Origin of the sequence: Achromobacter sp. MFA1 R4, from assembly GCF_900156745.1 — a bacterium.
In the GTDB taxonomy this organism is placed as follows: domain Bacteria; phylum Pseudomonadota; class Gammaproteobacteria; order Burkholderiales; family Burkholderiaceae_B; genus Achromobacter.
This window is the reverse complement of record NZ_LT707065.1, coordinates 1310255-1336275: the sequence shown is the minus strand read 5'-3', so window position 1 is coordinate 1336275 and position 26021 is coordinate 1310255. Positions and strand designations below refer to the sequence as shown.

Here is a 26021-nt window from a genome sequence, read left to right as displayed (position 1 = left end):
TTTATGCAGCACAGAACGCCGCTTTTCTTGTATTCCAGCCCATGACTACCGGCCTCTAGAATTTCCTCAAGGATTCATGCATCAACGAGGAGACAATATGGAATTCGGCGTATTCATTCTGGCGCAGCAACGAGGTTACCACCAGTCCTCGACGCAAGTCATCAACAACTCCATCGAGCAGACGGTGGCGGCGGAGCAGGCAGGATTCGACGCGGCCTGGTACGCCGAACATCACTTCAACAACTACTCGCTGTCCCCCTCGCCCCTGATGACGGTGGCCCATGCGGCGGCCAAGACCCGTCGCATCCGGCTGGGCACGGCGGTGTGCATCCTGCCGCTCTACCATCCGGCGCGCTTCCTGGCCGAGGTCGGGTTCGTGGACACGGTGTCCAACGGACGCCTGGATCTGGGCGTGGGATCGGGCTACCAGCAATTCGAGTTCGAGCGCTTCGGCGTCCAGATCGAGGACTCGGGCGCGATCTTCAACGAGTTCCTCGACGTGATCCCCAAGGGCCTGACGCAGAAGATCTTCGAGCACGACGGCAAGTTCCTGAAGATTCCGCCCAGTTCGATCGCGGTGCGCTGCGTGCAGGACCCCATGCCGCCGCTGTGGATCACGTCGGGCAACCCGGTGACGCTGGGCCGCGGCGTGCGCGAAAACCACAACCTGTTCGTGACGGCGCTGCTCAAGGGCAACGACGCCATCGCGGAACTGCGCGGCCGGCTGGAGAAGGTGGCCGAGGACAACGGCAAGGACCTGGACCGCGACGTGAAGTTCGGCTTCCTGCGCTGCGGCTACGCCTCGGACAACAAGGCCGAGATCGATGCCTATCTGGATTGCGCGCGCTTCCAGCGCCGCATTTCCGAAAGCCTGAAGTTCCGCCGCGCGCAGAGCGACGATGGCTACATGGTCAAGGAAGTGCCGTCGGACACCGACCCGACCTTCGAGCAGCTGCGCAAGAACCTGCCGGTGGGCTCGGTCAACGAAGTCATCGACAAGATGCTGGAAGAGATCAGCATCCTGCGGCCCAAGCACATCGCGCTGCAAACGCAGCTTGGCGACTTCGACCAGAAGACGATGCTCAAGCAGATCGAGCTCTGGGGCGACAAGATCATTCCCGCGATCCGCAAGGAAATCGGCAGTACGGCAGTGCTTGCCTGAAGGAGGGCGACATGCGTATCTACTTGAGCAATGCCGGCGCCATCGCGCTGCGCGACCCGGCGGATTTCGGCCGTCTCGATGTCATGGCGGACCCGCAGCCCGCCGACCGGCTCGAGCGCGCCATCGCCCGGATCGGCCGGCGCGAGGACGAGCGGCACGTGCGCCTGTCGCCGTCGGTGCTGCGTTTTCTGTCGCAGCACGCCGGCGATCCGGACTGGGAGGCTGGCTTCTCGAAGATGGTGGATTACGCGGCGCGGCATGGGTGGGTCGATGAACGTGGCGACATCCGCGCGCACATGGTCTTCAACGAGCGCGACGAGGTGGTGTCGGTCGACGATTTCAAGGCGGCCATGCGGTCGCTGCCGGCGGGCATCAGCGCCGTCAGCACCGGGGACGGCGAGCAGATGGCGGGCATGATCGTGTCCAGCCTGACGTCGATCTCCGCCGATCCGCCCATGGTCGGATTCTTCGTGCAGCAGACCTCGTCGGCGCGCGAGCCGCTGCTGCGCAATGGCCGCTTCGTCGCCAACATCCTGGGCGAAGGCCACGGCGAAGTGATCGAAGCCTTTCTGAAACAGCCTCAGGGCCAGGCGCGCTTCGCGCAGGGCGGCTGGGTGCTGAACGAGCATGGCGCGCCCGTGCTGCCCGATGCGCTGGCCAGCATCGAATGCGACATCGTCTGCACCGAAAAGCTGGGCACGCACGATCTCATCGTGGGCAAGATCCGCAAGACCGCCTGCCGCGAGGCGCGGCCGGTCATCAACTTCAACGCGGCCACCCACTGCATCGCGCCGGCCCGGCTTCAGTAACGGGCCGCGCGGGCCGCCGCAAAAAGCCACAGCCCGCCGAACGGCGGGCTGTGGCTTTTTTTTACTGCGCGATCAATCAAGGACGATGTGGTTTTCCTGGATGACCTTGCCCCAGTACTGGCGGTCGGATTCCAGTTGCGCCTCCAGGGCCTGCGGGCCGCCGGCTTTTTCGGTCTGCCCGTTGGCGACGAGCACCTTGCGGAAGCGCTCGGATTGGACCGTCTTGATGGCGGCCGCGGCGTAGGCCTGGACGATGGCGTCCGGCGTGCCCTTGGGCGCGTGCAGCGCCGTCCAGTAGCTGGCCTTGAGCTGTGGATAACCCAGTTCGGTGACGGCGGGCACGTCCGGCAGCGCCGGGTCGCGCTGGTCGGTGGTCAGCGCCAGGATTTTCACCGCGCCGGCCTTTTGATGGTCGGCCAGCGCGATGGGCGTCATGTACGAGAGGTCGTTGCGGCCGGTGATGAGGTCGATCAGGCTGGTCGGCGTGCTCTTGTAGGGCACGGCGGTCAGCGGGATGCCCAGCGTCCTGGACAGGATCAGGCCGTACAGGTCGGTGACGCTGCCCGGTCCCAGCGATCCGTAGGTCAGCGCGCGGTTTTCCTGCTTCGCGTAGGCGACCAGGTCGGCAATGGAGTTCACGCCCATCTTGGACGGCACGGTGATGGTCAGCGGGCCGTCGAACATCATGGCCACCGACTTGAAGCTGTCAAAGCCGTAGTTCAGGCGGGGGCGCAGCAGGATGTTCAGGGACACCGGACCGGAGCCGCCCATCAGCAGCGTGCTGCCGTCGGCCGGGGCGCGCGCGACCTGGGTCGCGCCGATGATGCCGTTGGCGCCGGGTTTGTTCTCGACGATGAAGTTGATGCCCAGTTCGGCGCTCATGCCCTCGGCCAGCAGGCGCGCGAAGTTGTCGTTGGGGCCGCCCGGCGCGTAGGGCACGATCAGGGTCACGGGCTTGGCCGCGGCGCGCAGCGGCCGGGCGAGCATCATGAGTGTGCCGGCCGCGATGAAGCCGCGGCGCGTGAGCTTGAACATTGTCTCTCTCCTGGTTCCCGCCGCCATGCGTGGCCGTGCCTTGCGCGGGCCGGCTCTTATGGTTGTGCGCTGGTGGCTGGGTCGGCCGGCAGCGGGCCGCCGGCCATGGGTTGTCTCAGTAGCCGATCATAATTTTTATCGGCCTGATCGATTACCCCGTCGATATGCAGAACTGTTCTGCGCGGCGAGCATGACTGCGGCCCGCCATGGGCGGCCGTGGCGGATTATGCCGCATCGGCGCGGACGTCGCCGGCGCCGCGCGCGTGCCTGGCCGCCTCGCGGCTGATCTTCGCGCACCGGTACAGCGCGTCCTTGTCCAGCACCGTCAATCCGCCGTAGTGCGTTTGCAGGACCCCCGCCCGCGCAAGGCGGGTCAGCGCGGTGTTGCAGCGCTGGCGCGAGACGCCGCACAGGCCGGCGATCTCTTCCTGCGAGATGCGCAGACGCCCCTGCGTCCCCGAATGGACCTCGGCGTCCAGTTGCGCCGCCACGGCGCGCGCCACGGTGGTGTCCACGTCCAGCAGCACGTTGCCGGTGTAGCAGCCCATCAGCCAGTTCACCCGCTGCGCCAGGTGCGTCATCAGCGCCTTGGTGAATTCGATGTTGTGGTTCCACAGGCGCTCGCAGGTGTCGCGCGGCAGGATCACGATGCGGCTGGGCCGCAGGGCCACCACTTCGTACTCGAAGCGTTCGCGGCGGATCATGGTGGCTTCGCCGAACCAGCTTCCGGTGCTGAAGCCGGCCAGCGACAGGGTGCGGCCGTCGGTCCCTGGTGACGACCACTTCACCAGGCCTTCGACCACGCCATACCAGCCGAGCGACCGCGAGCCCGCGCGAAAGAGGTATTCGCCCGTGGCCAGCGACACCGTGCGCAGTTCCGCGCGCACCACGCCGCGCTCCAGTTCCGGCAGGCCCTTGTACCAGGGCACGACGTCGAGCATCTTGTCCACGGCGCAGCGCGCGGGCCGGCGGTTCGCGTTGGACGGGGCGTTGCCCATCAGGGCAGGGGGTGCGCGCATGTTCGTTCCCTGTCTGGAGATGGAGTGCCGCCCAGGTAAACCCTAGGATTCTTTGTCAACATGATGACTGTCCGCGGGGGCAGCCGGGCCGCAGAATGGTTGACGCCCCATGGGCCAAAAACCATAAGAGGAGACCGGTATGTTGTCAATGCCACGCCTGCTGTCCACCACCGCCATCGCCTGCGCCGCGTCCGCCGCGCTCCTGCCCATCCAGGCCGCCCAGGCGCAGATTTCCGACGACGTCATCCGCATCGGGTTCATCACCGACATGTCCGGCGTCTACTCGGGGCCGGATGGTCCCGGCGGCGCGGAAGCCATCAAGATGGCGATCGAGGAAATGGGCGGCGAGATCAACGGCAAGAAGATCGAGCTGCTGACGGCGGACCATCAGAACAAGGCCGACGTGGCCTCGGCCAAGGCCCGCGAGTGGTTCGACCAGCGCGGGCTGGACATGCTGATCGGCGGCACCAATTCCAGCACGGCGCTTGCCATGTCCAAGGTGGCCGCGGACAAGAAGAAGCCCATCATCGTGGTGGGCGCCGGGGCGCCCGCGCTCACCAACGAGCAGTGCACGCCCTATACGCTGAACTACGCCTACGACACCGTCGCGCAGGCGCGCGGCACGGGCGCGGCGGTGGTCAAGGCCGGCGGCAAAAGCTGGTACTTCCTGACGGCCGACTATGCCTTCGGCCATGCGCTGCAGGCCGACACCACCAACGTGGTGAAGTCGGGCGGCGGCACGGTGGTGGGCAGCGTCAAGCATCCGCTCGCCGCCAGCGATTTCTCGTCGTTCCTGCTGCAGGCGCAGGCCAGCAAGGCCGAGATCCTGGCGCTGGCCAACGCGGGCGCGGACGCGACGAACTCGATCAAGGCCGCCAACGAGTTCGGCATCACCAAGTCCATGAAGCTGGCGGGGATGATCATGTTCATCAACGACATCCACGCCATGGGGCTGCCCGCGGCGCAGGGCATGTACCTGACCGACAGCTGGTACTGGAACGCATCGGACGAGACGCGCGCCTGGAGCCGCACGTTCTTCGACCGGCGCCAGGCCATGCCGTCGTCGCTGCAGGCGGCGGACTACTCGGCGGCGCTGCAGTATCTGCGCGCGGTCAAGGCCACCGGCACCGACGACGCGGACCGTGTGCTGGCCCATCTGCGCGACAACAAGCTGAACGACATGTACATCAAGGACGGCGTGGTGCGGCCCGACGGCCGCGTGGTGCACGACATGTACCTGCTGCAGGTCAAGCGCCCCGAGCAGTCCAAGACGCCTTGGGATTACTTCACGGTCGTGCAGACCATCGACGGCAACCAGGCCTTCACCAAGCAGTCCGAAAGCCGCTGCGCCCTCTGGAAATCGTAGGAGACCGGGCATGTCCAAACGCAAAGTGATCGTGACCATCGCCCCGACCGGGGGCATGGCGCTGAAAAGCCAGAATCCGCACCTGCCGACGCAGCCCGCCGAGATCGCCGAGGACGTCTACCGCTGCTACAACGCGGGCGCCAGCGTCGTCGCGCTGCACGCGCGGCGGCCGGACGATCTTGCCACCTGCGACGCGGCGGTCTACCGGAAGATGAACCAGCTGATTCGTGAGCGCTGCGACATCGTGCTGAACAATTCCACGGGCGGCGGGGTGCATGGCGACATGGTCGCGGAAACCTCGCCGGGCACGTGGGAGATCCTGTGGGACGAGCGGGTCAAGGGCATGGATGCGGGCGCGGAAATGTGCACGCTGGACGCCACCACGCTGAACCTGGCTTTCGGCGACCGCGAATACCTGATGAACACGCCGCTCAGCAAGGGGCGCGAGCTGGCCGCCGGCATGAAGGCGCGCGGCATCAAGCCCGAGTGGGAGGTGTTCAGCCCCACGCACATCCTGCAGGACGTGACCACGCTCATCAACGAGGACCTGGACGAAGGGCCGCACTTCATCAACCTGGTCATGAACGTGCACCGCAACTTCCAGAACGCGATGCCGTTTTCGCCGCGGCACCTGCAGATGATGGTGGACCTGCTGCCGCGCAACAGCATCTTCTGCGTCAGCGGCATCGGACCCGCGCAGCTCGAGGCCAACATCAGCGCGTTGCTGCTGGGCGGCCATGCGCGGGTCGGGCTGGAAGACAACCTCTACTACCGGCACGGCGAGCTGGCCACCAATGTGCAGCTCACCGAGCGCATCGTGCGCATCATCCGCGAGATGGACATGGAACCCGCCACGCCCGCCGAGGCGCGCGAGATCCTGGGCCTGCCCCTGAAAAGCGGCGTCCGGCCCGAGTTCGCACGCTGACGAACAAGCCGGCAGGTGCGCCATCGGGCCGCGCCGCCGGTCACCCATCCATCGGGGAATGACATGATCGAATCGTTGAAGGGGGCCCGCGTCCTGATCACCGCGGGCGCGCAGGGCATCGGGCTTGCGATGGCGCGCAAGTTCGTGGAATCGGGCGCGGACGTGCACATCTGCGACGTGGACGCGCAGGCGCTGGAGGCGGCCCGCGCAAGCCTTCCGGCCGTGGGCGCGAGCCTGACGGATGTTTCCGACGAGGCGCAGGTACTGAAGATGTTCGACGCGCTGGCGCAGCGGTGGGGCGCGCTCGATGTCCTGGTCAATAACGCGGGCGTGTCCGGCCCGACCAGCCGTCTCGAAGACACGGACCTCGCTTCCTGGCGGAACACGCTGGAGGTCAACCTGACCGGCACGTTCCTGTGCGCCCGCAGCGCGGTGCCGCTGCTGCGGGCCGCGGGCGGCGGTTCCATCGTCAATATCTCTTCCGTTGCGGGGCGCCTGGGGTTTTCCCTGCGCACGCCCTACAGCGCCAGCAAGTTCGGGCTGGCCGGCCTGACCCAGACCTGGGCCATGGAGCTGGGGCCGTCGAACATCCGCGTCAATTCGGTGCTGCCGGGCGTCGTGGCGGGCGACCGGGTGGAGCGCATCATCGCCGCCCGTGCGGCGGCCGGCGGGGTGAGCAACGACGCCATGCGCGAGCAACTGGTGGAAAAGGTGTCGCTGCGCCGCATGACGCGCCCGGAAGACGTGGCGAACCAGGTGGCGTTTCTGTGCTCGGCCGAGGGGGCGATGATCAGCGGGCAAAGCATCTCGGTGTGCGGCAACGTGGAGTATCTGGGCTGACGCCGGGCGGGGCGGGTTGCCCCCCCGTTGCCAAATCCCGTGACCCCGGTCCATAATCTGCGCTTTGTTAATTGATAACCGTTCGCATTATTAATGATGCGAACGGGCGTCGCGTGCGGGCGGGATCGTGAGCGGATCGGAAGGGGTGTCCCAGGACTTCGAAAGCCTATACGGCAATCACCACGGCTGGCTGGTGGCCTGGGTGAACTGGCGGCTGGGCAACGCGGCCGATGCCGCCGACCTGGCGCATGACGCATTCGTGCGCCTGCTGACACGCCCGTGCAAGTTCGACAACGCCCGGCATGCCAGAACCTACCTGCGCCGGATGGCCAACGGCATGTGCATCGACCTGTGGCGCCGCCGGGACCTGGAGCAGGCCTGGCTGGACGCCCTGGCCGCGCAGCCGGAGCCCACGGTGTCGTCCGCCGAAGACCAGGCCATGGTGCTGCAGGCGCTGGGCGAGATCGACGCCATGCTGCGGGGCCTGCCGCCCCGGACTGCCCACGCCTTCGTCATGGCGGTGGCCTGCGAAATGACCGATCAGGAAGTGGCCGACGTGCTCGGCGTGTCATCGCGCATGGTCCGCAAATACGTCGCCCAGGCCATGCTTTGCTGCATGAAGCTGGAGGCCCGCCTGGCGGGCGGGCTCGCGGGCGAGCCGCAGCCGGGCGCGGCATGAGCGCCGCGCAGGGGCGCGAGCCTTCGCATCGCGTCATGGAGCAGGCCGCCGAATGGTATGCGCTGCTGCGCTCGGGCGAAGCCTCGGCCGCCGAGCGCCAGCAATGGCAGCAGTGGGTGGAGCGCAAGGCGGAACATCGCGAGGCCTGGGGTTACGTGGAGCGCATCGGCCGCCGTTTTTCGCCTTTGCAAACCAGTCCGGACCGGGATGCCGCGGTTACCGCGTTCGGCCAGGCCGCGTCGGCCGGGCGGCGCGGGCGCCGGCAACTGCTGCTGGGGCTGGCGGGCGCGCTGGGCATCGCCGGCCTGGGATGGACCGCGTGGCGGCAGACGCCGCTGCCCATCGTGGCCTCGACCTGGGGAGCGGATCAGCGCGCGGGCATTGGCGAGACCCGGCGTGTTGCCCTGGCCGACGGCACCGAGGTCTGGCTCAAGGCCCTGAGCGCCTTCGACGTCGACTATGGCGCCACGCTGCGCCGCCTGCAGCTCGTCGCGGGCGAGTTGCTGATCGCCACCGCCCCGGACCCCGCGCGTCCGTTCGTGGTCGACACCGCGCAGGGCCGGCTGCAGGCCCTGGGCACGCGCTTTACCGTGCGGGGCGAGGACGACGGCGTGGTGGTCGCCGTGCATGCGGGAGCCGTGCGGATCGACACGGCGGTCAGCCGCGCCAGCGGCATCGTGCCGGCGGGGAGCCAGGCCCGGTTCACCGCGGACACGCTGGACGCGATCCTCCCGGTGAACCCGGCGCGCGAGGCCTGGACGCGCGGCGTGCTCGTGGCCGACGACACGCCGCTGGCGGACGTCGTGGCGGAATTGCGCCGCTATCACTTCGGTCACCTGGCGGTGGCGCCGGAGGTGGCGCGCCTGCACGTCTTCGGCAGCTATCCGCTCCAGGACACCGGCCGCGCGCTGGACATGCTGGCCTCGGTGCTGCCGGTCCGGGTGCGCCGCACCCTGCCCTGGTGGATCAGCATCGAACCACGCGCCTGAAAAAAAATGCGCCGGGCGGTTCCGGGTTTGGCGGGCTCGTTCGAATAAGGACAGTAAGAGCCGCTCGCGCCCGGCAACCCGCCGGGCTGGCGCGCCGCTCTCCTTTCCCGAACCCCACGCACGAGAGCACAGGTCCCGTCATGTCCCACCGTCTTCCCCCCGTCGCCGCGGCTTTTCCCGTGACCCGCGCGCGCCCCTTGGCTTCCCGTGGCGCCCGCCTGCCGTCGTGGAGCCTGCCGCTGGCGCTGGCCCTGGCGGTTTCCACGGTCTGGGGGCCGCCCGCGCATTCGCAGGCGGCGCCGGCGGCGACCGGCGTGGCCGACCTGATCACCTTCGACATCCCGCCCGCGCCGCTGAATCAGGTGCTGACGCGGCTGGCCAACGAATCCGGCATCCTGCTGGCCGCGCAGCCGTCGCTGGTGGCCGACCGCCAGAGCAACGGCGTGCGGGGCCGCTATTCCAGCCACGACGCGTTGCAGCAGGCCCTGGCCGGCACGGGCCTGCGCGCCACCCGCGAGGCGCCGAACCAGTACCGCCTCAGTGCGCTGCCCGTCTCCGACGCGGCGACGCTGGAGGCCGTGACGGTGACCGCCTCCGGGCTGTCCAGCGGACTGCCCCCCGTCTATGCGGGCGGCCAGGTGGCGCGGGGCGGGCGCCTGGGCCTGTTGGGCAATCGCGACGACATGAGCACGCCGTTCAGCGCGACGCAGTACACCGCCAAGCTGATCGAGGACCAGCAGGCGCAGAACATCGGCGACGTCCTGGTCAACGACCCCACCGTGCGCAATACCTATTCGCGCGGGGCGGGCCGGGACGAATTCAACATCCGCGGATTCACGCTGTTCAACTACGACGTGTCGTTCAACGGCCTGTACGGCGTGTCGCCGCGCAATTCCAGTTCGCTGATCGGCGTGGAGCGGGTCGAAGTGCTGCGCGGCCCCAACGCGCTGCTGAACGGCATGGCGCCCTACGGCTCCGTGGGCGGTTCGATCAACCTGGTGCCCAAGCGCGCGGGCGCCGACCCGCTGAATCGCTTTACCGTGTCCTACATCGGCGACAGCCAGTTCGGCGCGCATGCCGACCTGTCGCGCCGCTATGGCGACAGCCAGGAATGGGGCGTGCGCCTGAACGTGGCGGGCAGCGGCGGCGACCTGCCGATGGACGGGGCTAGCGAGGACCTGGGCGCGGTGGCGCTGGGGCTGGATTACCAGGGCGAGCGCTTTCGCGTCGAAGGCGACATCAACTACCAGAACCGCACCACGGATGCGCGCAGCGGCCTGCTGTTCCCGCCGCCCTCGGGCGTGGACATCGGCCGGGCGCCGGACGCGCGCCGCAATTTCTTCCCGTCGTGGACGTACTGGAAGACCGAGGAATGGTCGGGCGCGCTGCGCGCCGAGTATGACCTGTCGCCGGACTGGACCGTCTACGGCGCGCTCGGCGCACGCAAGCACGACTTTGAAAGCATGCAGACGAGCTGGCTCATGCTGAACGAGGCGGGCGATATCGGCGCGGTGCCGTCCCGCCTGAACGAGTCGCTCACCAGCAAGACGGGCGAGGTCGGGGTGCGCGGCCGCTTCCAGACCGGCGCGCTCAAGCATGAGCCCGCGCTGAGCGCCAGCATCCTGGACATCGATTATTCGGCGGCCCGGATCCGGTCCAGCACGGTGTTCTCGAACATCTACAACCCCGCGGACCTGCCCAAGCCGAACATCGCGCGCCCGTCGGATCTGCCGCGGGCGAGCGATTCGCGGCTGGTCAGCATTGCGCTCGCCGACACGATCTCGATGGCGCAGGACCGCGTGCAATTCATTGCGGGCGTGCGGCACCAGCGCGTGGAATCCACCAACTTCGACGCGATGACGGGCCGCCAGACGTCCAACTACGACAAGTCCGCCGTCACCCCCGCGTTTGCGCTGACGGTCAAGCCCACCGAGCGCCTGTCGCTCTATGGCAATTACATCGAAGGCCTGAGCCAGGGCGGCACCGCGCCCGAGGGCGCCATCAACGCCGGCGAGGTGTTCGCCCCGGCCATCTCCAAGCAGTTCGAGCTGGGCGCCAAGTACGACTTCGGCCAATTCGAAACCACGCTCAGCGCCTTCCAGATCGAGCGCCCGAGCAGCTATCTGGACCCCGCCTCGCTGCGCTACGTGTCCAACGGCGAGCAGCGCAATCGCGGGCTGGAGTTCCTGGTGCAGGGCGAGCCGGCCCACGGGGTGCGCCTGCTGGGCGGCGTGGCCTATACCGACGCGCGGCTGATCCGCACCGCGGGCGGCGTCAACGACGGCAACCGCGCGCCCGCCGTGCCGCGCCTGCAGTTCAACGCCGCGGCCGAATGGGACACGCCTTTCGTCCCGGGCCTTACCCTGACCGCGCGGATGCTGAGCACTAGCTCGCAGATCGTCGACGTGAGCAACACGCAGGAGATCCCGGGCTGGACGCGCTTTGACGTGGGCGCCCGCTATGCCTTCAACGCCAATGGCAAGCCCGTGGTCATCCGCGCGATGGTCGAGAACGTCCTGAACAGGAACTACTGGCAGTCCGCGGCGCGCGAAGGCCTGACGGTGGGCGCGCCGCTGACGGTGCTGCTGTCGGTGACGACGGAGTTCTGAAGGCGGGTGGGCGGCTAGGCCAGCGCCCGCCGCAGCCGCAGCGACGCGACGCGGCCCAGCACGACGGGCTGGACGCCGTTGTTGAAGCTCACTTCGGACTGCGCGCCGGGCCGCTGCTCGACATGGGACACATGTTCCAGGTTGATGATGACGGACCGGGACAGGGCGCAGAACGGGGGAAAGGGCAACTGCGCGGCCAGGCGCTTGAGGGTGATGTGCATCAGCTCGTTCGCCTGGGCGGCGCTGCACAGGCGCACGTAGTCGCCCTGGGCCTGCAGCAGGGTCAGCTCCTGCACTTTGATGAGGCGCGTGCCCGTCTTGGTGCGCATCGACAGATGGCCGCTCGAACGCGGCCGCAACCGCGCCAGCGTCTGCGTCAGCCGGTCCGGAGATACGGGCTTGAGCAGGTAGTCCACGGCTTCGACGTCGAAGGCGCGCGGCGCATAGCTGTCATGCGCGGTGACGAACACGACGGATGACTGGCGCGCCTGCCCATCGAGCAGGTCGAAGCCCGTGCCGCTGGCCAGCTCGACGTCCAGGAAGATGGCGTCCGGGCTGTGCTCCTGGATCAGGCTGCGGGCCTGGTCGACGGTCGCCGCCTCGCCCGCGACGTGCACCGCGGGGGCGGCTTCGAGGAGGCGGCGCAGATAGCGGCGCGCCGGGGCTTCATCGTCGACGATCAGCACACGCAGCATGGTTTTTCTCGGGCAGCAGGTCAGGCGAGTGTATTCTTTCGATCCAATCCGTGGGGTAACGATATATAAGGCGGCACGTCCATGATTGCGACATCGATCGGCCGGGAGTTGAGCCAGGGCGAGTCCGCGCCGGGATTCTGGCGCGCGCAGACCGTGGGCTGGGTATTCCTGGCGTTCGTCGGCTACTTCATCCGCCTGGCGGCGTTCGGCAATCCCATCGCGGCATTCTGGCTGACGCTGACGCTGGAGCCGCTGGCCTTCGCGCTGACCAGCCTGGCCGCCGTGCAGCACGGACGCCTGCCGGCCAGGGTCCGCGAGCCCCTGCCGGTGCTTGCCTGCGCGGTGGTGCTGTGCGTGGCCGCCTCCGCGCTGCTGGCCACGATCGCCTACGCCATCAACCACCTGTTTCTGTCTGAAATCCGCGATATTCCCGACAACCAGTACTGGCTGGGCTTCATCTATTACATGGGCATCCTGTCCATCTGGACGCTGGTCTATTTTGGCGTGTCCGCCGAGCTCGCCGCCCGCACCGAGCGCCTGCACAAGATCAATGCGCAGGCGCGGTCATTGAAGCTGGAGCTGGAGCATCTGCAACTGCAGGTCGAGCCGCATTTCCTCTTCAACGCGCTGAACACCATCGTCGCGGAAATCGCCGAGCGGCCGTCCGTCGCCGAGGAAATGACGCGGCGCCTGGCGCAGTATCTGCGTTATTCGCTGGACCGGCGGGGGCGCGGCCTGTGCCGGCTGGAAGAGGACATCGAGGCCGCGCAGGCCTACGTGCGCATCCAGGCGCTGCGCTTCGAAAGAAAGCTGGAATGCCGATGCCAGATCGATCCGGCCACGCTGAAGATCAACATCCCGCACATGACGCTGCAGGGGCTGGCCGAGAACGCGATCAAGCACGGCATGCGCGCCGAGCACGAGCGCTTCGTGATCCACATCCGCACGCGCCTGCACGGCGGGGAACTGGTCATCGAGGTGAGCAACCCCGGCACGTTGCAGACGCCGTTCGATCCGGCGCAAGGCAAGGGCGGCCTGGCCAATCTGTGCCGGCGCCTGGCGCTGCGGTATCCGGAGCGCTACGCGTTTGCGCTGGAACCCCGCGGGGAGATGACGGTGGCGCAGATCCGGCTGCGGGGCGAGCCGGCGCCGCTGTAGCGCGGCGGGCCTGGGGGTAGCCCTGACTGGCCCGCGCCTGCGTGAAATTCAGGATGTCCGCGGGAAAACCGCTCCGATACACTGTCCGGCCATCCCTATAACGAGAACGCCATGAGACAGTTTCTACCCACCCTGGGCGCCGCCCTGGTGCTATCGCTGGCCGCGAACGCCGCCGCCGCGCAGCCGGCTCCCCCCCGCGATCCCTTCTTCTGGCTGGGGGAGATCAACAAGGCCACCACGGTGATCAACACCGACGAAGGGCTTCTGGACAAGGCCATGGCGCCCCGCCTGGCGGCCGGCGTGGCCAAGGTCATCAATGACGGCAACCAGCCCGGCGCCAAGCGCCCGGCCACGGTCATCACCTTCGAACCCCTCCTCATCAAGGCGGCGGGCGAGGACATCACCCTGCTGCACGCGGGCCGTTCCAGCCAGGACATGCACGCCACCTACCGCAGCGCGATCCTGCGCGACAAGCTGCTGGAACTGGCGGACCAGCTCAACGCCACCTCCACCACCCTGGTGGAACTGGCGGCCAAACACGCGGGCACCATCGTTCCCAACTACACGAACGGCGTGGCCGCGCAGCCCAACAGCTATGGACACTACCTGCTGGGCCAGGCAGCCGGCCTGGCGCGCGATGCGCAGCGCATCCGCGAGGCCTATGTCCGCATCGATCGCTCGCCCATGGGCACCACGGTGCTCAACGGCACGAGCTGGCCGCTGGACCGCAAGCGCATGGCCCAGTACCTAGGATTCGCGGCGCTGGTCGACAATGCCTACGACGCCTCCCAGATATCGTCCATGGACCAGCCGGTCGAGGTCGCGTCCATCGTGACCAGCATCGCGCTGCGCACCGGCAACTTCGTCGAAGACGTCATGACGCAATATGCGCAGCCGCGCCCGTGGATCCTGCTGGAGGAAGGCGGCGGCAACACCTACGTGTCCAGCGCCATGCCGCAAAAGCGCAATCCGGGCCTGCTCAACAACACGCGCAGCGACGCGTCGACGGCCGTGACGCTGGCGATGGGGCCGGTCCTGCAGACGCACAACATCACGCCCGGCATGAGCGACCCCAAGGACGTGAAGCAGAACTCGGCGATGGTCGACAGCGGCATCTCCGCGCTCAAGCGCTGGGACCGCGTCCTCAAGGCCATGGTCATCAGCCCCGACCGGGCGCTCGAAGAACTGAACAGCGACTGGACGGCGTCGCAGGAACTGGCCGACGTGCTGATGCACAAGTACAAGCTGCCGTTCCGCGCGGGGCATCACTTCGCCTCGGAAGTGGTCTCGTACGCCAAGACCAACAACATCAAGCCGCTGGACTTTCCGTATGAGCAGGCGCGCCGCATCTACGCGGACGCGATGAAGGATTCCAAGTACGGCACCGACCTGCCGATGAGCGAGGCGGAGTTCCGCTCGACCCTGGACCCGGTGGCCATCGTGAAGAACCGCGCCACCAGCGGCGGCCCCCAGCCCAAGGAAATGGAACGCATGATCAAGGAGGCGCGCGAGCAGCTCGCCGCGCAGGACAAGTGGATCAAGGAGCGCCGCGCGCACATCGACGCGTCGCTGGCGGAGCTGGACAAGCAGTTCGACGCGCTGGTGGCCAGCGCGCCGAAGCCATAGCCATAGCCATAGCTATAGCCATCGCTTGCATGCGGGACGGCGCCTAGCCAGGGGCGCCCGTTCCGCACGCCGCCAGGACGCAGCCGCGCAGCCAGCGGTGCGCGGCGTCCCCGTCCATCCTGGGATGCCACAGCATGGACACCGTGAAGGGCGCCATGGCAAAGGGCAGCGCAAAGCTGCGCATGCCTTCCCGCAGCGTGGCGGTGTGCATTTCGGGAACCGTGGCGATCAGGTCCGTGCCCCGCGCCAGCGCCAGCGCCATCGAGAATCCGCCGGCAATGGCGGCGATGTGGCGCTCGCGTCCCAACGCCTGCAGGGCTTCATCCATGGGCCCGGACTCAAGCCCGCGGCGTGACGCCAGGACGTGGCGCGCCGCCAGGTAGCGCGCCAGCGTGACGTTGCGCCCGCCCAGCGGATGGTCCGCGCGCATGACGCCGATGTACCGGTCCTGGAACAGCGCGCGCGTGCGCAGCTCCGGGCTGGCCAACCGGCCCACCACGCCGGTTTCCAGGTCGACGTCGCCTTCGCGCAGCGGTCCGCTGTCCTTGTCCGCCTTCTGCACGAAGCGCAGGCGCACGCCCGGCGCCTGCGCGGCGATCCGGGCGATCAGCGCGGCGCCGACGTTCTCCACGAAACCGTCGCTGACGCGCAGCGTGAACGTGCGGACGAGCCCGGCAAGATCCAGTTCGTGCGCCCGGCCCAGCACGGCCTGCGCGTCCCGGACCAGTCCGCCGACCTGGGCGCGCAGCGCCAGCGCGCGGGGGGTGGGAACCAGCCCGCGCCCGGCGCGCACCAGCAGCGGATCTCCCGTGGTCTCGCGCAGGCGCGCCAGCGCGCGGCTCATGGCGGACGGGCTCAGGCGCAGGCGCCGGGCCGCGCCGGCCACGCTGCCTTCCGAGAGCAGCGCGTCCAAAGTGATCAGCAGGTTCAGGTCGGGCTGGGTCATGCGGCAACCGTAGCATGCCGGCCTGGCCGGCGGAACATCCTGGCATGGCGTTTCATGCAGGTATTTGCTGCAAATGCTGCGTCTTCCGCCAGCGGTCATCGGGGCATACGCTGGGATACCGTGTTCCCTTGCTGGATGCCATCATGTCTCTTCCCGATCCTTCCACCCCGCCTTCCCGGCCCGATCCCATGCTCGTGGCCTGCCTGGCCCTGTCGATGTTGCTGTCGTCGCTGGGCACCAGCATTGCCAATGTCGGCCTGCCGGCGCTGGCGCGGGCCTTCGACGCCTCCTTTCCATCGGTGCAGTGGGTGGTGCTGGCCTATCTGCTGGCCGTCACCACCGCCGTCGCCAGCGCCGGGCGCCTGGCCGACCTGATCGGCCGGCGGCGCCTGATGCTGGCCGGGCTTGCGTGGTTCACCGCCGCCTCGGCGCTGTGCGGGGCGGCGCCCGGCCTGTGGAGCCTGGTGGCCGCGCGCGCCGCGCAAGGCGTGGGCGCGGCCGTGCTGATGACGCTGGCCATGGCCCTGGCCGGCGAGGCGGCGCCGAAGGGCCGCGCCGGCAGCGCCATGGGCCTGTTGGGCACGATGTCGGCGGCAGGCACCGCGCTGGGCCCGACGCTGGGCGGCGCGCTGATCGCCGGGCCGGGGTGGCGCGCGATCTTTCTGGTCAATCTGCCGCTGGGCCTGCTGGCGTTCTGGCTGGCCTGGCGGCATCTGCCCCAGGACCGGCCGCGCGCCACGCAGGCGCCGGTACGCTTTGACCGCCTGGGCAGTGCGCTGTTGACGGTGTCTCTGGCCGCCTATGCGCTGTCCATGACCTTGGGAAAAGGCGCTTTCGGCCCGCTCAATGCCGCCCTGCTGGCGGCGGCGGCCGCTGGCGCGTGCCTGTTCTGGCGGGTGGAATCGCGCAGCGCGCATCCGTTGCTGCGGCCGGCCATGTTCAGCGACGCCGGGCGCTCGGCAGGCCTGGCCGCCAGCGCGCTGGTTGCCACGGTGATGATGGCGACCCTGGTGGTGGGGCCGTTCTATCTGGCGGGGGCACAGGGGCTGGACGCCGCGCGCGTCGGCCTGGCGATGTCCTGCGGTCCGCTCGTGGCCGCGGTGGCGGGCGTGCCCGCGGGCCGCTGCGTGGATCGGTTCGGCGCGCGGCCCATGACGCTGGCCGCGCTGGGCGCCATGGCGGGCGCATCGGCCACGCTGCCGTTCGCGTCCGATGCGTTCGGCGTGGCGGGCTACGTCATCGCGCTTGTCGTGATCACGGCGGGGTACGCCTTGTTCCAGGCGGCCAACAACACCGCGGTGATGGCGGGCGCGGGCGGCGAGCGGGGCGCCGTGTCGGGGCTGTTGAACCTGTCGCGCAACCTGGGTTTGATCACCGGGGCGTCGGCGATGGGGGCATTGTTCGCCCTGGGCGCCGGAACGGCGGACCTGGCTGGCGCGCCGCCGCAGGCGCTGGCGGCGGGACTGCGGGCTGTCTTCCTGGCGGCGGCTGCGCTGTGCGTCCTGGCCGCGGCCGCGGTGGCGGCGGCCGGCGTGACCCGGCCGCGCGCCGTCCAGCCTTAGCGCTACTCCGCCTTCAACCCCGCCTGCACGATCAACGGCTGCCACTTCAGCCGTTCGCTGCGCGCGAACGCCGCCAGTTCGTCTGGCGTGCCGCCGCCCGGCTCATGCCCCAGGTCCAGCAATTTCTGCCGCACCTCCGGACGCGCGAGGATCTTCGCGAGATCGGCGTTCAGCCGTTTGATTGCGGCCGGCGGCGTGCCCTTGGGCGCGTACAGGCCATTCCACGCGACGACTTGAAAGCCCTCCAGCCCTTGCGCGGCCACGGTCGGCACGCCCGGAAGCAGGGCCGACTCCTTCAGCGACGTCACGGCCAGCGGGCGCAGTTTGCCGCTGGTGATGAACGAGCGCGCCGCGCTCACGGTGTCAATGCCTAGCTGCACCTGCCCGCCCAGCAGGTCTGTGGTGGCGGTGGCCGACCCCTTGTAGGGGATGCCGCGGAGGCTGTTCACGCCCTGCTGCTTGAGCAGTTCGTAGACCAGGCGCGCGGTGGTGCTGGGCATGCCGACGTTGATGCTGTCGGGCTTGGCCTTGGCCGGGTTGCGCAGGTCGGCCAGGCTGGCGTAGGGCGAGGATGGCGTGGTCAGCAGCACCATGGGAAACGAGCTGACCAGCATGACGGGCGAGAAGTCTTTCTCGGGATCGAAGTTGGTGGACGCATACATGTATTGGTTCAACACATGCGTGCCGTTGGTGCCCATCAGCAGCGTGTAGCCGTCCGGCGTGGCGCGCGCGGCCTCGGAGGCGCCGATGTTGCCGCCCGCGCCGGGACGGTTCTCGACGATGACGGGCTGGCCCAGGTCGCGGGCCAGGTACTCGGCCAGGTAGCGCGCGGCAACGTCCGTGCCCTGGCCGGCCTGGTAGGGGACGATGATCTTGACGGGTTTGGAGGGATAGCTGTCGGCCGCCGCGGCGGGCTGCGCGAACAGCAGCGGCGCCGCGAGCGCGGCGATCAGGCGTAAGGTCTTCATGGTGGTCTCCTCGATTTCTTATAGGTCTGCATCGGGTTGCGGTACGGATTGCGTCACGGACTGCGCTATGGCTTGGGCGGAGGCCAGCGCGGCAGGATGCCCAGCTCCTTCAATGCCGCGATCTGGGTATCGGCGAGGCCGGCCTCCCTGAGGACCTCGTCGGTATGCTGCGCATAGGCGGGCGGCAGGCGGTCCACGCGGGCGGGCGCGCGCGACAGCCGGACTGCGGGGCCGATGCCGTGATAGCCGTCGCGATCGACGCGCATGCCGCGATGGGCGGTGTGCGCCTGCGCGAAGGCTTCAGGCACGCTGTTGACCGGGCCGGCCGGTACGCCGATTCGCATCAGCTCGGCGCACAGCGCCTCGCGCGGGCGCGCGGCCAGCGCCGCTTCGATGGCGCCGCGCAAGGCCTCGCGATGCGTCAGCCGCGAGCGGTTGGTGGCAAAGCGGGCATCGTCGGCCAATGCCGCAAGACCCGCGTAATCGCAGAACCGGCGGAATTGGCGGTCGTTGACGATGCCCAGGAAGATCTCGCCGTCGCGGCACGCAAAGCGGTCGTACGGCGCGATGTTGGGATGCGCGCTGCCCAGCAGGCCGGGGGCGTGCTGGGTGTGCATCCAGTTGGCGGCGTGGGGCACCAGCAGGCTGAGCGCCGTGTCGAACAGCGTGACCTCGACGCGCTGGCCCAGCCCGGTGCGCGCGCGGTGATACAGCGCCAGCAGGATGCCGGATTGCGCGGTGTAGCCGGTCAGGTGGTCCACGATGGGGATGCCGACGCGGGTGGGGCCGCTGGCGGGGTCCCCGTTCACGCTCATCAGGCCGCACATGGCCTGCAGGATGGCGTCGTAGCCGGGCAGGCCGCCCAGCGGGCCGTCCTCGCCAAAGCCCGTGATGGAGCAATGGATGAGCTGCGGAAAGCGGGGCTTGAGGTCCGCCTCGTAGTCCAGCCCCCATCGGGCCATCGTGCCGGGCACGAAATTCTCGACCAGGACGTCGGCCTCTTGCAGCAAGGCCAGCAGGACCTCGCGACCCTCGGGCTGCGACAGGTCCAGCCCGATCGCGCGCTTTCCGCGATTGACCGCCATGAAGTAGGCGGCATCGCCGTCCTCGTTGACCGGCGGCCCCAGCGTGCGGGTCTCGTCCCCGCCCGGGGGCTCGACCTTGATGACGTCTGCGCCCTGGTCTGCCAGCATCTGCGTGCAGAGCGGGCCGGCCAGGACGCGCGACAGGTCGATGACGCGCAGGCCCTCCAGCGCGCCCCGGGCAGGGGCGTCGGGGCCGGGTGCAGCATGTTCCGATGAATCAGACATCGCCCACCTCGTTTGGGGAGATTGCCGCGGGTCAGGCGCGGGTAGGCAATTCGACCACACCGGAACCCAGCACGGAAAGCTCGTCGTCCTGGTTGCGCGCTTCCTGTTCGATCTCGACCAGGTGGCGGCCGTCTTCCACGTACTTGCGCACGACCTTGCCCTTGAAGAACAGCATGTCGCCCTCGGGGTTGTGGCGGCGGATCTTGCAGGTGGACTTGCGCAGGAAACCCGCGTCGCCCATCCAGTTGGTCAGATGGTGGGTCAGCCACGAGTTGCGCTCCGGACCGTAGTCGTAGGCGCCGGGCGCGCCGACTTCCAGCGCGAAGTCCTCTTCCCAGTGGACGCGCTCGGGCACGTCGGGGATGCCGAAGCGGTTGGTGATGCCCACCCCGGGGTGGGCGTCGATGAGCTGCCACGCCAGCTTGTTGGCGCGGATATACAGCCCGCCCCAGCCCTGCGCGTAGGCGATGAAGCCGGTCACCGTCATCGGGCCCTTGAACATCACGGGCAGTTCCTCGCCTTCCTTCACGTCTTCCCAGTAGCGGGGCGTGGCGCCGCGCACTTCTTCCTGGGCGTACAGCTTGTAGGCTTCCTTGATTTCCTCGGGGCTGTAGCGGCGCGGTTCGCGGGCGCGCACTTCCTTGTACTTGCTGCCCTGTTCGCGCGCGTGGTCGCGTTCGGTGCGGAAGCACCAGCTGTCGGCCTCGGCGACCTTGTCGCCGTCCTGGTTGAAGAAGTCGACGTGGTAGATCTGCTGCACGGCGCGGCCGGCAAAGCGGGTCTGGTGTTCGATCAGGTTCTTCAGGTGCGCTTCGGTCGAGATGGCGTCGTTGCGCTTGACCGTCTTGTGCCAGGTCCAGTCCGCGCCCGACCACATGGCGTGCACGCCGGGCAGCCCGCCCACGTAGCCGGACACGATGCGGCTGGTGGCAAACAGAAAGCTGGGCAGGGCGATGATGCCGCCGTGCTGCGTCTTGGCCGCGTACTCCGGGTCGGACCACAGGGGGTTGTCGTCGCCGATGCCGTGGGCGTAGTGGCGGATGTTGTCGCGCGTGGCTTCGTAGCACCACGGCTCGGCCGTGGCGCCGATCTTGACGCCGATGCGCTCGCGCAGCTCGTCCAGCCCGCGTTCGGTGATCTTGGGGAAGCTGCGTTCGGTCTTGGTCTGGGTCAGCATGATGTCTCCTGGGTGTGGTGATGGCCGGGGCTGGCGCAGCCCTAGGCGTGGGCGGCGCCGGCGGGCGTCTGGGCGGCGGTCGCAAGTTCCTGCTCCCGCAATTTCCTGCGATGGATCTTTCCGGCGGGCGTCTTGGGCAGTTCGGCCACGAACACCACCTGGCGCGGATACTCGTGCTGCGCCAGGCGGCTGCGCACGGCGTCCTGGATTTCTTGCACGAAAGCGTCGTCGCCGGGGCGGGCCGACACGACGAAGGCCTTGACTACCTGGCCGCGCAGCGGATCGGGCACGCCGATCGCGGCGGCCTCCGCCACGTCGCGGTGCTTGAGGATGGCGTCTTCGATTTCGACGGCGCTCATGGTCCAGCCGGCCGAGATGATGACGTCGTCGGCACGGCCCCCGTGCCAGAAGTAGCCGTCCTCATCCACGCGCCCCAGGTCCTTGGTGGCGACCCACGCGTCACGGCGCCACAGCTTGAGCTCTCCGGTTTCGCCGGGCGCGCAGGGCTGGCCGCTGGCGTCCTGCACTTCCACGCGCAGTCCGGGCACGGGCTTGCCCAGCGAGCCGGCCTTGACCGTGAAATCCGGCGCGCCGGGATAGTTGACCAGGCACACGCCGATTTCCGTCGTGCCGTACATGCTGCAGACCGGGCGGCCGAAGGTGGCCTCCACGAACGCGGCGGTCTCGCTGTCGATGGGCTCGCCGGTGAAGGACACCTTGTCGAGCTGGTAGCGATACCGGTCGGCCGCGCCGCAGTTGCGCATCATGCGGTAGTGCGTGGCGGCGGCGGAGATGTTGTTGAAGCGGTGCTCCTGCAGCGCCTGCAGCAGCCGCTCGGCGTTGAACTTGCCGGCGTAGGCGCCGATGGTGACGCCCAGCGCCAGCGGCGCCAGCGTGCCGTGCCACAGGCCGTGCCCCCAGGCGGGAGACGACGGGCACATGTAGCGGTCGCCGGGACGGATGCCGGTGCCGTACAGGGCGGCCAGCATCAGGGTGACCAGGGCGCGGTGCGTGTGCTTGACGGCGTCGGGCAGCTCGCGCGTCGTGCCGGACGTGTACTGGAAGATGGCCAGGTCATCGGCGCGCGTGCGGCATGCATAGTGCGAGGGGTAGCCGGCCAGCGCGCCGACGAATGCGTCGTCCGCGATGACCACGCGCATGTCGTCGCCACCCGCGGCGAGCGGCGCTTTTTCCGCGTTGGTCACCAGCATGCGCGGCTGGCAGTCCTGCACCCGCAGGCGGATGCCGTCCGGGCCGAACAGGGTAAAGAGCGGCACGGCGATGGCGCCCATCTTCATGGCGCCGAACATGGCCACGTAGAACGGCAGCGATGGCTCCAGCATCACGGCCACGCGGTCGCCGGGGCGGATGCCCTGTTCGACCAGGTAATGGGCAAAGCGCGAGGACTGCTCGGCAATCTGGCGGAAAGAGTAGGTCTCGTCGCCGCCCGCGGCGCGCACAAGGATGATCGCCGGCTCGGCCTTGCCGGCGTGCCGATCGATGCACTCGTGCGCGATGTTCATGTATTCGCGGTTGCCGTCGAAAAGCTCCCAGAGCTTGTCGGCGGAGCAGAGCGCCTGGGCGTCCGCGTAGGAGAGGGTGTCGGTCAGCTTCGTCATTTCGTCGCACCTGTGTGGGTCGGCAACCTGTTGAAGCCACTATGCGCGCCGGAAAATAAATTGTCAATGGCGTTCATTAATTGTATATAGACAATTATGAAGGTTGGGAAAACGCTGCGGGAGGCGGCGCGCACGGTATGCTTGCCGCCATGCAAACGGAGAAACCGATGAGTGAAACCAGTACCCCGGAACTTGCGTCCGCGGCCGGCCCGCGCGTGCGGCCGGTGCCGGCCGTGACGCGGTCCATCGCGATCCTTCGCCTGTTGGGCCGGGGCGGGGAGCCCATGACCTTGAAGGCGATCTCGCAGGAACTGGGCATGGTGACCAGCACCTGCCTGCACATCCTTCGCGTCCTGGTGGAAGAAGGCCTGGTGAAGGTCGATCCCGGCGCCAAGCGCTACAGCCTGGGCGTGGGCATGCTGACGCTGGCGCGCAGCGTGATCGAGAGCAATCCGTTCCCCGCGCTGGCCCAGCCCGTGCTGGACCGCATCGCCAACGCGGCCAGCGTCACCGCGATCGGGGTCGAGGTCTCGGGCAGCGACCACATGGTGGTGCTGGCGCTATCGCGGTCGAACGCGCCGTTCCGCCTGCACGTCGACGTCGGCAGCCGCTTTCCCGCGCTGATCAGCGCCACGGGGCGGCTGGTCGCCGCGTTCTCGGACTTTTCGGACAAGGAACTGGAGCGCCGCTTCAAGGCCCTGCGCTGGGACCAGGCGCCGGCGTTCTCCGCCTGGAAGGCCGACGTGGACGCGGTGCGCCGCCAGGGCTACAGCGTGGATCGCAACAACTACATCAACGGCGTCGTCGTGATCGCCGTGCCTGTCCTGGACAGCCACACGCGCATGACGCACGCGCTGGTGGCGGCGGGCCTGGCCGAACAGCTCGACGCGGCGCGCGTCGAGTCCCTGGCCCATGAATTGCAGGGCGAAGCGCACGCGCTGTCGCAACTGCTGGCGGCAAGGAACTGAACGCATGAGCGATGACGCCGCTGTTGACGCCGCCGTCCCGCCGGGATGGCGCAAGAAGACCCTGCCGGGTTTCGCGGGCCGGATCGGTCCGCTGTGGGTGTGCAAGGAAGACGACGGCTGGGCCTATGGCCTGCTGGCCACCGCCGACCACCTCAATCCCGCGGGCGTGGTGCACGGTGGCCTGCTGACCGCGCTGCTGGACCATGGGATCAGCGCGGTCGCGTGGGAAGCGCTGGGCCGGCGCGCGTGCGTGACGGTGCAGCTGGACACGCACTTTCTGGCGGCGGCACGCGCAGGCCAGTTCCTGGAGTTGCGCGCACGCGTGGTGCGGGCCACGTCCTCGCTCGTGTTCATGCAGGGCGAGATCAGCGCCGCCGGGCAGGCCATTGCCACGGCGGTCGCGGTGCTCAAACAGATGGGTCCGGCGCCGAAGGGCGCGGGAGAAGCGGCGGCGGGCGGTGCGCCCGCGCCTTAGGGCCGCGTTTTAGGGTCGCCTCTTAGGCCCGCGCCTTAGACCCACGCCTTAGGCCCGCCTCTTAGGCCGGCAGCGCGATCAGCCTGCCGGGGGTGCCCATTTCCTCTTCGCGCAATTTGAAGCGGGCGACGGCCTCGGCCAGCACGCGCGCCTGGTCGCTCAGCATGCCGGACGCGGCCGTGGACTGCTCGACCAGCGCCGCATTCTGCTGCGTGGCCTGGTCCATGTCGGCGACCGTCCGGTCGATCTGACCCAGCCCCGTGCTCTGCTCGGCCATCGCGCCGTGGATCTCGCTCACCATCCGCTGCACGCGGTGGATGCCGTCGACGATTTCGGTCATGGTCGAACCCGCCGCCTGCACGCGCTCCGTGCCGCTCTTCACGTTCTGCACCGACGCCTCGATCAGCGTCTTGATCTCCTGCGCGGACGAGGCGCTGCGCTGCGCCAGCGTGCGCACTTCGCCCGCCACCACCGCGAAGCCGCGGCCCTGCTCGCCCGCGCGCGCCGCCTCGACGGCCGCATTCAGCGCCAGAATGTTGGTCTGGAACGCGATGCCGTCGATCACGCGGATGATCTCGGTGATGCGTTGCGACGACTGCGAGATCTCGCTCATGGTGCTGACGGCATCGCGCACCACCTGCCCGCCGCGCGCCGCGACGGCGCTGGCTTCGTCGGCCAGGCGGGTGGCATGTTCCGCCGTTTCCTCGGTCTGGCGCACGCTGGACGTCAGTTGCGTCAGCGCCGACGAGGTTTCCTCCAGCGACGCGGCCGACGTTTCGGTGCGCTGCGACAGGTCGCGGTTGCCCATGTCGATCTCGCGCGTGGCGGCGCTCATCGAATGCACACCGCTGCGCACTTCGCGCATGACGTGGGTGATCTTGTCGACAAAGGCGTTGAACGACGACGAGATCTGCGCCACTTCATCGTGGCCGACCACCGCCAGGCGGTGGGTCATGTCGCCATCGCCCGAGCCGATGGTGTCCATCGCGTCGCGCACGGCGGACAGGCGCTTGAATGCGCGCGACGTGATCACGCTGGCCAGCGCCACGGCCACCAGCGTCAGGACCACCAGCGAGATCAGCGTCGCGTGCAGCACCTGCGTCTGGCCGACGGTGGCTTCGGTCTTGTCCAGCGCCACCACCAGATACCAGTCCGTGCCGGGGATGCGGCGCGCCTTCAGCAGCTTCTGCGCGCCATCCAGCGCCAGTTCGACCGGCGCGGCGCCGTCGCGGGCCATGGCGGCCACGGCGTCCGGGGTCAATCCGGCGGCGATGTCGGTCGACGGCTTGAGCGCCAGCTTGTCATTCAGGTGCGAAATCACCTGGCCGTCCGTCCCCAGCACGAAGGCGCTGCTGGACGGGGTGGGGTGGATGGCCTTGATGATGTCCTTGACCCCATCCAGCGGCACCGCGCCGCTCAGCACGCCGACCGTCTGCCCGCTGCGCACGAGCGGCGCGGTGAACGCGACGTACAGCACGCCCGTGGTGGAGTCGCCGTAGGGCTTGGTGATGGTCAGCTTGCCGGCGGCCACGGCGCTCTTGTACCAGGGCCGCGCCGTCGGATCGTAGTCGGCCGCGGTCTTCGTGGTGGAAAAGAAGGTCTTGTCCGACCAGCCGATCGTGGTGATGGGAAAGCCGTTGGTCTGGCCCATGAGCTGGGTCAGGCCCCGGGGATCGCCTTTTTCCACCACTTGCGCCGTGGCGTTGACGGCCTGCGCCTTGTCCGCCGACCAGCGCTCGATGGCGCTGGCATTGCCGGAGGCCACGGCGTCCAGGGTCGCGGCGATGGTTGTCATCATGTTGTCGCGCACGATCTGGTAGGTGATGAAGCCGGAGAGCGTAAGCGCCCCGACCACCGTAAAGCAGGTAATAAGCAAAATGCGGTTGCGCAGCGACGTGATCTTCATGCTCTTAGTCTGGTGCGCCAACCAGAAAGGTCGGCGGGTTGCGAGTCAGCCGGGAAACGCCCGGCCGCAACCCGCTAACGGCATTTGCGTGCAGCGACTTTAGGTCTGCACGAAGACGCAGTCGGGTGGTTGAGCAGGGACTTAGGCGAAATGAGCGGAATCTAAGCAGATGCGACAC

The 26021-nt window shown here is 68.5% G+C and carries 22 protein-coding genes; 13 read left to right on the top strand and 9 right to left on the bottom strand.

Translation table 11 applies throughout. The features are described 5' to 3' along the window. The first annotated feature begins 97 nt into the window (after positions 1-97). Together BXA00_RS06015 and BXA00_RS06010 are read left to right on the top strand one after the other, a co-directional pair. A complete protein-coding gene (locus BXA00_RS06015; protein ID WP_076517086.1) occupies positions 98-1162 on the top strand; it encodes an LLM class flavin-dependent oxidoreductase in 1065 nt (354 codons plus the stop codon). An 11-nt stretch (positions 1163-1173) separates the two neighbouring features. Continuing rightward, a complete protein-coding gene (locus BXA00_RS06010; RefSeq protein ID WP_076517084.1) occupies positions 1174-1971 on the top strand; it encodes a flavin reductase family protein in 798 nt (265 codons plus the stop codon). 72 nt (positions 1972-2043) lie between these two features. Here the strand turns inward: BXA00_RS06010 and BXA00_RS06005 are convergent, their stop codons facing one another. Further along, positions 2044-3006: a tripartite tricarboxylate transporter substrate binding protein gene (locus tag BXA00_RS06005; protein WP_076517083.1), complete on the bottom strand. Its 963-nt coding sequence runs from the start codon at positions 3004-3006 to the stop codon at positions 2044-2046. A gap of 224 nt (positions 3007-3230) precedes the next feature. Further along, positions 3231-4025, bottom strand: coding sequence for a Crp/Fnr family transcriptional regulator (locus tag BXA00_RS06000; RefSeq protein ID WP_231952215.1), 795 nt, complete (start codon positions 4023-4025; stop codon positions 3231-3233). Positions 4026-4173: 148 nt separating this feature from the next. Between BXA00_RS06000 and BXA00_RS05995 the strand changes: the two genes are divergently transcribed. The 6 genes from BXA00_RS05995 (at position 4174) to BXA00_RS05970 (ending at position 11433) form a co-directional block, all read left to right on the top strand. Beyond that, positions 4174-5391, top strand: coding sequence for an ABC transporter substrate-binding protein (locus tag BXA00_RS05995; protein ID WP_083714194.1), 1218 nt, complete (start codon positions 4174-4176; stop codon positions 5389-5391). Between the two features lie 10 nt (positions 5392-5401). Continuing rightward, positions 5402-6316 (top strand): 3-keto-5-aminohexanoate cleavage protein, encoded by a 915-nt coding sequence (locus BXA00_RS05990; protein WP_076517081.1) that lies wholly within the window; start codon positions 5402-5404, stop codon positions 6314-6316. Positions 6317-6379: 63 nt separating this feature from the next. Continuing rightward, positions 6380-7156, top strand: coding sequence for an SDR family oxidoreductase (locus BXA00_RS05985; RefSeq protein WP_076517079.1), 777 nt, complete (start codon positions 6380-6382; stop codon positions 7154-7156). Positions 7157-7301: 145 nt separating this feature from the next. Further along, on the top strand, positions 7302-7835 hold the full coding sequence (locus tag BXA00_RS05980) for a sigma-70 family RNA polymerase sigma factor (RefSeq protein ID WP_083714193.1): 534 nt from the start codon (positions 7302-7304) through the stop codon (positions 7833-7835). Beyond that, positions 7832-8824 carry a FecR domain-containing protein gene (locus tag BXA00_RS05975; RefSeq protein WP_076517075.1) on the top strand — a complete coding sequence of 331 codons (993 nt, stop codon included), beginning with the start codon at positions 7832-7834 and terminating at the stop codon, positions 8822-8824. The genes BXA00_RS05980 and BXA00_RS05975 overlap by 4 nt, the downstream gene beginning before the upstream one ends. Before the next feature lie 140 nt (positions 8825-8964). Continuing rightward, on the top strand, positions 8965-11433 hold the full coding sequence (locus tag BXA00_RS05970; RefSeq protein ID WP_231952214.1) for a TonB-dependent receptor: 2469 nt from the start codon (positions 8965-8967) through the stop codon (positions 11431-11433). A gap of 14 nt (positions 11434-11447) precedes the next feature. On the opposite strand, the gene BXA00_RS05965 is transcribed toward BXA00_RS05970, so the two are convergent. Next, positions 11448-12128 carry a LytTR family DNA-binding domain-containing protein gene (locus BXA00_RS05965; RefSeq protein WP_076517074.1) on the bottom strand — a complete coding sequence of 227 codons (681 nt, stop codon included), beginning with the start codon at positions 12126-12128 and terminating at the stop codon, positions 11448-11450. Positions 12129-12209: 81 nt separating this feature from the next. On the opposite strand from BXA00_RS05965, the gene BXA00_RS05960 reads away from it, so the two are divergent. Beyond that, on the top strand, positions 12210-13286 hold the full coding sequence (locus BXA00_RS05960; RefSeq protein WP_076517072.1) for a sensor histidine kinase: 1077 nt from the start codon (positions 12210-12212) through the stop codon (positions 13284-13286). Positions 13287-13397: 111 nt separating this feature from the next. Then, the gene (locus BXA00_RS05955; RefSeq protein ID WP_076517071.1) at positions 13398-14912 is read left to right on the top strand and encodes an argininosuccinate lyase; all 1515 of its coding nucleotides are present in this window, start codon (positions 13398-13400) and stop codon (positions 14910-14912) included. A gap of 43 nt (positions 14913-14955) precedes the next feature. On the opposite strand, the gene BXA00_RS05950 is transcribed toward BXA00_RS05955, so the two are convergent. Next, the gene (locus tag BXA00_RS05950) at positions 14956-15858 is read right to left on the bottom strand and encodes a LysR family transcriptional regulator (RefSeq protein ID WP_076517069.1); all 903 of its coding nucleotides are present in this window, start codon (positions 15856-15858) and stop codon (positions 14956-14958) included. 143 nt (positions 15859-16001) lie between these two features. On the opposite strand from BXA00_RS05950, the gene BXA00_RS05945 reads away from it, so the two are divergent. Continuing rightward, on the top strand, positions 16002-17420 hold the full coding sequence (locus BXA00_RS05945) for an MFS transporter (protein WP_076521815.1): 1419 nt from the start codon (positions 16002-16004) through the stop codon (positions 17418-17420). A 2-nt stretch (positions 17421-17422) separates the two neighbouring features. On the opposite strand, the gene BXA00_RS05940 is transcribed toward BXA00_RS05945, so the two are convergent. The 4 genes from BXA00_RS05940 to BXA00_RS05925 all read right to left on the bottom strand — a co-directional run bounded on the left by BXA00_RS05940 (position 17423) and on the right by BXA00_RS05925 (position 22494). Next, complete coding sequence (locus tag BXA00_RS05940) at positions 17423-18388, bottom strand: tripartite tricarboxylate transporter substrate binding protein (protein ID WP_076517067.1); 966 nt, start codon at positions 18386-18388, stop codon at positions 17423-17425. A 65-nt stretch (positions 18389-18453) separates the two neighbouring features. Continuing rightward, positions 18454-19698: a CaiB/BaiF CoA-transferase family protein gene (locus BXA00_RS05935; RefSeq protein WP_076517064.1), complete on the bottom strand. Its 1245-nt coding sequence runs from the start codon at positions 19696-19698 to the stop codon at positions 18454-18456. A gap of 31 nt (positions 19699-19729) precedes the next feature. Beyond that, complete coding sequence (locus tag BXA00_RS05930) at positions 19730-20875, bottom strand: MaoC family dehydratase N-terminal domain-containing protein (RefSeq protein WP_076517062.1); 1146 nt, start codon at positions 20873-20875, stop codon at positions 19730-19732. Positions 20876-20916: 41 nt separating this feature from the next. Beyond that, positions 20917-22494: an acyl-CoA synthetase gene (locus BXA00_RS05925; protein ID WP_076517060.1), complete on the bottom strand. Its 1578-nt coding sequence runs from the start codon at positions 22492-22494 to the stop codon at positions 20917-20919. A 167-nt stretch (positions 22495-22661) separates the two neighbouring features. Between BXA00_RS05925 and BXA00_RS05920 the strand changes: the two genes are divergently transcribed. After that, complete coding sequence (locus BXA00_RS05920) at positions 22662-23462, top strand: IclR family transcriptional regulator (RefSeq protein WP_083714192.1); 801 nt, start codon at positions 22662-22664, stop codon at positions 23460-23462. Positions 23463-23466: 4 nt separating this feature from the next. Beyond that, on the top strand, positions 23467-23937 hold the full coding sequence (locus tag BXA00_RS05915; RefSeq protein WP_076517056.1) for a PaaI family thioesterase: 471 nt from the start codon (positions 23467-23469) through the stop codon (positions 23935-23937). Between the two features lie 61 nt (positions 23938-23998). Here BXA00_RS05915 and BXA00_RS05910 read toward each other — a convergent pair whose 3' ends face one another. Then, positions 23999-25843, bottom strand: coding sequence for a methyl-accepting chemotaxis protein (locus tag BXA00_RS05910; RefSeq protein WP_076517054.1), 1845 nt, complete (start codon positions 25841-25843; stop codon positions 23999-24001). Positions 25844-26021 lie beyond the last annotated feature (178 nt).